We start from the raw sequence: 7,883 nt of genomic DNA, 5'->3' as shown, positions 1-7,883 counted from the left end.
GGCATCGTCGACCAGGTGGACGCGACGCGTATCGTTATCCGCGCCACCGAAGATCTCGATCCGGGCAAGTCCGGCGTCGATATCTACCGGCTGATGAAGTTCCAGCGCTCGAACCAGAACACCTGCATCAACCAGCGTCCGCTGGTTCGTATGGGTGACCGGGTCAACAAGGGCGACATCATCGCCGACGGTCCGTCGACCGAGCTCGGCGATCTGGCGCTCGGCCGTAACGTGCTGGTCGCGTTCATGCCGTGGAACGGCTACAACTACGAGGACTCGATCCTCCTGTCCGAACGCATCGTCGCCGACGACGTCTTCACCTCGATCCATATCGAGGAGTTCGAGGTCATGGCGCGCGATACCAAGCTCGGGCCGGAGGAAATCACGCGCGATATTCCAAACGTCTCGGAAGAAGCGCTGAAGAACCTCGACGAAGCCGGCATCGTCTATATCGGTGCCGAAGTTCAGCCGGGCGACATCCTGGTCGGCAAGATCACGCCGAAGGGCGAAAGTCCGATGACGCCGGAAGAGAAGCTTCTGCGCGCCATCTTCGGCGAAAAGGCATCCGATGTGCGCGACACCTCGATGCGCATGCCTCCGGGCACTTTCGGCACGGTCGTCGAGGTGCGCGTCTTCAATCGCCACGGTGTGGAGAAGGACGAGCGCGCCATGGCGATCGAGCGCGAGGAGATCGAACGCCTCGCTAAGGACCGCGACGACGAACAGGCCATTCTGGACCGTAACGTCTACGCGCGTCTTTCCGACGTGCTCGTCGGCAAGGAAGCGATCGCCGGACCGAAGGGCTTCAAGAAGGGCTCGACGCTGTCCAAGGATACGCTCGACGAGTATCCGCGTTCGCAGTGGTGGCAGTTTGCCGTGGAGAACGAAAAGCTCCAGAGCGAACTGGAAGCCCTGCGTGGCCAGTACGACGATTCCAAGAAGGCGCTCGAACAGCGTTTCATGGACAAGGTCGAGAAGGTCCAGCGCGGCGACGAAATGCCTCCGGGCGTCATGAAGATGGTCAAGGTCTTCGTGGCCGTGAAGCGCAAGATGCAGCCCGGCGACAAGATGGCCGGCCGTCACGGCAATAAGGGTGTCGTGTCGCGGATCGTTCCGGTCGAGGACATGCCTTTCCTCGAGGACGGCACGCATGCCGATATCGTGCTCAACCCGCTGGGTGTGCCGAGCCGCATGAATGTCGGCCAGATCCTGGAAACGCATCTGGGCTGGGCATGCGCGGGCATGGGCAGGAAAATCGGCGAGCTGATCGACACGTACAAGGCAGCCGGCGACATCAAGCCGCTGCGCAAGACGCTCGAGAGCTTCATTCCGGCCAACGACCGCAACGAGCCGGTTCGTGACTATGACGACGAGAGCATCGTTCGCCTCAGCGAGCAGATGCGCCGCGGCGTCTCGATCGCGACCCCGGTGTTCGACGGCGCGCATGAGGCTGACATCAACATCATGCTGGAGCAGGCGGGCCTGCACACATCAGGTCAGTCGCAGCTCTATGACGGACGCACGGGCGAGCCGTTCGATCGCAAGGTGACGATGGGCTACATCTACATGCTCAAGCTTCACCACCTCGTGGACGACAAGATCCACGCGCGTTCGATCGGTCCGTATTCGCTCGTCACGCAGCAGCCGCTGGGCGGCAAGGCGCAGTTCGGTGGCCAGCGCTTCGGCGAGATGGAGGTCTGGGCACTGGAAGCATACGGCGCCGCCTACACGCTGCAGGAAATGCTGACGGTGAAGTCGGACGACGTCGCCGGTCGTACCAAGGTCTACGAGGCGATCGTGCGTGGCGACGACACCTTCGAGGCCGGCATCCCCGAGAGCTTCAACGTTCTCGTCAAGGAAATGCGGTCTCTCGGCCTCAATGTCGAGCTGGAGAACACCAAGCTCGACGACAACCCTGTCCGGCTGCCCGATGCTGCCGAATAGGGGCGCGGCCGAGTAAACAAGACGTTCGGTCGCGGAAATCGCGACCGAACGCACCAAATTCTTCGGCCGGTGGCCGACACACGACGGCGGGCGTTTGGCCCGCGCTAGATGCAAGGGGTTTTCGAGGACCCCGAAAAGGAGAACGGCATGAACCAAGAGGTCATGAATCTCTTCAATCCGCAGGCGCCTGCGCAGGTGTTCGATTCCATTCGGATATCGCTTGCCAGCCCTGAGAAGATTCTGTCCTGGTCTTTCGGCGAGATCAAGAAGCCGGAGACCATCAACTACCGCACCTTCAAGCCGGAGCGTGACGGTCTGTTCTGCGCGCGCATTTTTGGCCCGATCAAGGACTACGAGTGCCTGTGCGGCAAGTACAAGCGCATGAAGTACAAGGGCGTCATCTGCGAAAAGTGCGGCGTTGAAGTCACGCTGTCGCGCGTTCGTCGTGAGCGCATGGGCCATATCGAGCTGGCGGCACCGGTCGCCCATATCTGGTTCCTGAAGTCGCTGCCGTCGCGCATCGGCACGCTGCTCGACATGACCCTGAAGGACATCGAGCGCGTCCTCTACTTTGAGAACTACATCGTCACCGAACCTGGCCTCACCGCGCTGAAGGAGCACCAGCTGCTCAGCGAGGAAGAGTACATGATCGCCGTCGACGAGTATGGCGAGGATAGTTTCACCGCCATGATCGGCGCCGAGGCCATTCATGACCTCCTGGCGGGCATGGACCTGGAGAAGATCGCCGGCGACCTGCGTTCGGAACTGGCTTCGACCACCTCCGAGCTGAAGCAGAAGAAGTATCTGAAGCGGCTCAAGGTCGTCGAGAACTTCATGGAATCCGGCAACCGTCCGGAATGGATGATCATGAAAGTGGTTCCGGTGATCCCGCCGGACCTGCGTCCGCTGGTTCCGCTGGACGGCGGCCGTTTCGCCACGTCGGATCTGAACGATCTCTATCGCCGTGTCATCAACCGCAACAACCGTCTGAAGCGGCTGATCGAGCTGCGCGCCCCGGGCATCATCGTGCGCAATGAAAAGCGCATGCTGCAGGAAGCCGTCGATGCGCTGTTCGACAACGGCCGTCGCGGCCGCGTCATCACCGGCGCCAACAAGCGCCCGCTGAAGTCGCTGTCCGACATGCTCAAGGGCAAGCAGGGCCGGTTCCGTCAGAACCTGCTCGGCAAGCGCGTCGACTATTCCGGCCGCTCGGTCATCGTGACCGGTCCGGAGCTCAAGCTGCACCAGTGCGGCCTGCCCAAGAAGATGGCGCTCGAACTGTTCAAGCCCTTCATCTACGCCCGTCTCGACGCCAAGGGTTACTCCTCGACCGTCAAGCAGGCGAAGAAGCTGGTCGAAAAGGAGCGTCCGGAAGTCTGGGATATCCTCGACGAGGTCATCCGCGAGCATCCGGTGCTGCTGAACCGTGCGCCGACGCTGCACCGTCTCGGCATCCAGGCGTTCGAGCCGATCCTGATCGAAGGCAAGGCGATCCAGCTGCACCCGCTGGTCTGCACGGCCTTCAACGCCGACTTCGACGGCGACCAGATGGCCGTTCACGTGCCGCTGTCGCTGGAAGCGCAGCTTGAAGCCCGCGTGCTGATGATGTCGACCAACAACATCCTGCACCCGGCTTCCGGCGCGCCGATCATCGTGCCGTCGCAGGACATGGTTCTGGGTCTCTACTATCTCTCGATCGTCAACCAGAACGAGCCGGGCGAGGGCATGGTGTTTGCCGACATGGGCGAACTCCAGCACGCGCTCGAGACCAAGGCGGTGACGCTGCACTCCAAGATCAAGGGTCGTTTCCGCACGGTCGACGCGGAAGGCAAGGTCGTGTCGAAGATCCATGACACCACGCCTGGCCGCATGATCATCGGCGAGCTTCTGCCGAAGAACGTCAACGTGCCTTACGAGACCGCCAACCAGGAGATGACCAAGAAGAACATCTCCAAGATGATCGACACCGTCTACCGCCATTGCGGTCAGAAGGAGACGGTCATTTTCTGCGATCGCATCATGGCGCTCGGATTCAGCCATGCCTGCCGTGCCGGCATTTCGTTCGGCAAGGACGACATGCTGATCCCGGATGCCAAGATCAAGCTGGTCTCCGACACCGAGGCTTTGGCCAAGGAATACGAGCAGCAGTACAATGACGGTCTGATCACGCAGGGCGAGAAGTACAACAAGGTCGTCGACGCCTGGGCCAAGTGCTCGGAAAAGGTCGCCGACGAAATGATGGCCCGTATCAAGGCGGTCGAGTTTGAGGACAATGGCCGTCAAAAGCCGATGAACTCGATCTACATGATGTCGCACTCCGGTGCGCGTGGCTCGCCCACCCAGATGCGTCAGCTTGCCGGCATGCGCGGCCTCATGGCCAAGCCGTCGGGTGAAATCATCGAGACGCCGATCATCTCGAACTTCAAGGAAGGCCTGACCGTGCTCGAGTACTTCAACTCGACCCACGGCGCCCGCAAGGGTCTGGCCGACACCGCCTTGAAGACGGCGAACTCGGGTTACCTCACCCGTCGTCTGGTCGACGTGGCGCAGGATTGCATCGTCAACTCCGTCGACTGCGGCACCGACAAGGGCCTCACCATGCAGCCGATCGTCGATGCCGGTCAGGTCGTCGCTTCGGTCGGCCAGCGCGTGCTGGGCCGTACGTCGCTCGACGACATCACCCATCCGGTGTCGGGCGAGATCCTGGTCAAGGCCGGAACGCTGATGGACGAGCGTGACGTGGAACAGATCGAAAAGGCCGGCGTCCAGTCGGTCCGCATCCGCTCGGCACTGACTTGCGAAGTCAGGGTTGGCGTCTGCGCGGTCTGCTACGGTCGCGATCTGGCCCGCGGCACCCCGGTCAACCAGGGCGAAGCCGTCGGCGTCATCGCGGCGCAGTCGATCGGCGAGCCGGGCACGCAGCTCACCATGCGTACCTTCCACATGGGCGGTACCGCGCAGGTGGTCGACAGCTCGTTCCTTGAAGCCTCGTATGAGGGCAAGGTCGAGATCCGTAACCGCAACGTGGTGCGCAACTCCGACGGCCAGCAGATGGTCATGGGCCGCAACATGGCGGTGCTGATCCTCGACGAGGCCGGCAAGGAGCGCGCCTCGCACCGTCTCACCTATGGTTCGCGCATCTTCGTGGACGATGGTGACAAGGTGAAGCGCGGCCAGCGTATCGCCGAGTGGGATCCCTATACCCGTCCGGTCCTCACTGAAATCGAGGGCAGGGTGTCGTACGAGGATCTGGTCGACGGCATTTCCGTTCAGGAAACGGCCGACGAGTCGACCGGCATCACCAAGCGTGAGGTCATCGACTGGCGCTCGACGCCACGCGGCAACGACCTGAAGCCGGCGATTGCGATCCAGGACGCCAAGGGCAAGGTCGGCAAGCTGTCGAAGGGCGGCGACGCCCGCTTCCTGCTCTCGGTCGAGGCCATTCTTTCGGTCGAGCCGGGTTCGCAGGTTCGCCCCGGCGACGTTTTGGCGCGTATTCCGATGGAAAGCGCCAAGACCAAGGACATCACCGGCGGTCTGCCGCGTGTTGCCGAGCTGTTCGAGGCACGTCGTCCGAAGGATCACGCCATCATCGCCGAGATCGACGGCACGATCCGCTTCGGCCGCGACTACAAGAACAAGCGTCGCATCATCATCGAGCCGCATGACTCGACGCTCGAGCCGGTCGAATACCTGATCCCGAAGGGCAAGCCGTTCCATCTCCAGGACGGCGACGTCATCGAGAAGGGCGACTACATCCTCGACGGCAATCCGGCGCCGCACGACATCCTGGCGATCAAGGGCGTGGAGGCACTTGCTTCCTACCTCGTCAACGAGATCCAGGAAGTCTATCGTCTGCAGGGCGTGTCGATCAACGACAAGCACATCGAGGTGATTGTTCGCCAGATGCTGCAGAAGGTCGAGATCACGGTGCAGGGCGATTCGACCTACATCCCGGGCGATCATGTCGACGTGATCGAACTGGAAGAGGTCAACGAGCGTCTGGTCGAGGACGGCAAGAAGCCGGCCGAAGGCCTGCCGGTGCTGCTCGGCATCACCAAGGCATCGCTGCAGACGCCGTCCTTCATCTCGGCCGCCTCCTTCCAGGAAACGACCCGGGTGCTGACGGAGGCTGCGGTTGCCGGCAAGACCGACATGCTGCAGGGCTTGAAGGAAAACGTCATCGTCGGCCGGCTGATCCCGGCCGGTACCGGCGGCACGATGAGCCAGATCCGGCGCATCGCCACCTCGCGCGACGAACTGATCATCGACGAGCGCCGCAAGGCCTCGGGTGCGGAAGTCGCCGAGCCGATGCTGGCCGACATGACAACCGCCGCGCAGTAAGCGCGGCGGCAGGAATCTCAGGCAAAAAAAGGCCGTCGGGGCGACCCGGCGGCCTTTTTTCATTGCGTTGGAGCCGAACTTTGTGGCGGTGGCGAAGTGAGGAGCATCGTCTGGTGCCTTGTTTTGCAGGCTGGCGCCGCCCCTCATCTGCCTGCCGGCATCTTCTCCCCGTATAGTGACGGGGAGAAGGACGCCGTCGCTGACGATTTCGCCAATCGGCGACCTTGCAGGGCGAACGCCGGCGTCGCCATTGCCCCTTTCTCCCCGTCACTATACGGGGAGAAATGTCCGGCAGGACAATGAGGGGCGGCGCGCCCTTCGCAAATGATCCGGGAAGTGGGGATCGGAGCGAGGTCGCTCTTCACAGCCCATTGTCAATCGAAGAACGCCTCGACCACGTTGCGCTTGCCGAGCATGAAGGCGTCAGCGACATGCTGCAGCGGCGCCAGATCGACATCGGAGGTGCCGGCGCGGACGATCTCGGCGAAGCGCTTGTAGAGCATCGGGTACTCGGCCTCCGGCTCGTCATGAACCACCTTGCCGTCGATGGCGAGCTTCGAGCCGCCGCCCGACAGCACCATCGCGCCCTTGTCGGTGTCGGCCAGGATGTCCCAGCTTTGCGGGCCTGTCTGCAGCCAGTCGAGGTCCATCGTCACCGGCAACCCGTTCGAGGTGCGGAAGGCGACGCGCGCGGCAACCGGGGAGGCGCGGTTTTCGGGAAAATCCAGCACCGCCGAGGTGATGAACATCGGCGGCAGGATATGGGTGGCAATCGACAGCGCGTTGATGCCGGGATCGAAGACGCCGAAACCGCCGGGAGCCCAGATCCATTCCTGGTTCGGGTGCCAGCGGCGCACGTCTTCCTTCCAGTTGATGGCGGCCGAGTGGATGCGGGCTGAACTTAGAAAAGCACGCGCGGCCTCGACCGCCGGCGCATAGCGCGAGTGCCAGCTGGCGAACAGCGAGACGCCGTTCTGCGCGGCCAATGTCTTGAGGTCCTCGACCTCGCTGACCGTGGCGCCAGGCGGCTTCTCCAGGAAGACATGCTTCTTGGCCATCAGCGCGGTGCGCGCCGCATCGTAGCGGAACTGCGGCGGCATGCAGAGCGACACGGCCTCGAGCTCGGGCACCGCATCGAGCATGGCTTCGATGTGAGGGAAATTCGGGATGTCATCCACCTTGCCGTGACGGCTGGCAGCCGCGATGAGGCGATAGTCCTGGTCTTTCGCCAGGGCCGGCAGATGCTGATCGCGGACGATCTTGCCAACGCCGACGATGCCTATCTTGATGGGCTGGGACACGGCCGCTCCGTCTGTTTGATGATGGTGATGGTTTCTTACCAGAACACTTGCCCCGGGCAAGCCGAAGCCGAGAAGCCTAGCTCGGCCTTCCTTGAGGCGGCAGTGCACATTTTTGTCGGCTGGGAAGGCCTCGGTCGCCGATTCGTCTCGGCAGTCGATTCGAAAGCTGGACCGGGTTCGGGTTCAGATCGGCACGTCGAAGGTGACGATCGACACTTCGCCTTCGAGCGCGCCCTGGAAAGCGGAGATATGCGGCTCTTCGTCGGGGATGCCGTCCATGTCGCCGATCTGGTC

3 protein-coding genes and 1 pseudogene are annotated in these 7,883 nt (G+C 62.5%); 2 read left to right on the top strand and 2 right to left on the bottom strand.

Annotated features, from left to right (window positions below; all coding sequences use genetic code 11):
• Together rpoB and rpoC are read left to right on the top strand one after the other, a co-directional pair.
• Window positions 1-1,944, top strand: a 1,944-nt coding sequence (gene rpoB / locus EN750_RS10260) for a DNA-directed RNA polymerase subunit beta (RefSeq protein WP_127396353.1), incomplete at its 5' end; no start/stop codon positions are given.
• 147 nt (window positions 1,945-2,091) lie between these two features.
• Window positions 2,092-6,288 (top strand): DNA-directed RNA polymerase subunit beta', encoded by a 4,197-nt coding sequence (gene rpoC, locus EN750_RS10255; RefSeq protein ID WP_013531415.1) that lies wholly within the window; start codon window positions 2,092-2,094, stop codon window positions 6,286-6,288.
• A gap of 374 nt (window positions 6,289-6,662) precedes the next feature.
• On the opposite strand, the gene EN750_RS10245 is transcribed toward rpoC, so the two are convergent.
• Both EN750_RS10245 and EN750_RS40605 read right to left on the bottom strand, forming a co-directional pair.
• A complete protein-coding gene (locus EN750_RS10245) occupies window positions 6,663-7,589 on the bottom strand; it encodes a Gfo/Idh/MocA family oxidoreductase (protein ID WP_127396352.1) in 927 nt (308 codons plus the stop codon).
• 183 nt (window positions 7,590-7,772) lie between these two features.
• Window positions 7,773-7,883: pseudogene (locus EN750_RS40605) on the bottom strand (transcriptional regulator); the annotation flags it as partial.

The organism is Mesorhizobium sp. M7A.F.Ca.ET.027.03.2.1, from assembly GCF_003999175.1.
Taxonomy (GTDB): domain Bacteria; phylum Pseudomonadota; class Alphaproteobacteria; order Rhizobiales; family Rhizobiaceae; genus Mesorhizobium.
Note: the sequence above shows the minus strand (reverse complement) of the source record. Positions and strands in the feature narration are given on the sequence as shown.

What these genes read in the sequence shown, in the direction of transcription:
- rpoC (WP_013531415.1), top strand. Translation starts at nt 2,092, where the DNA reads ATGAACCAAGAGGTCATGAATCTCTTCAATCCGCAGGCGCCTGCGCAG.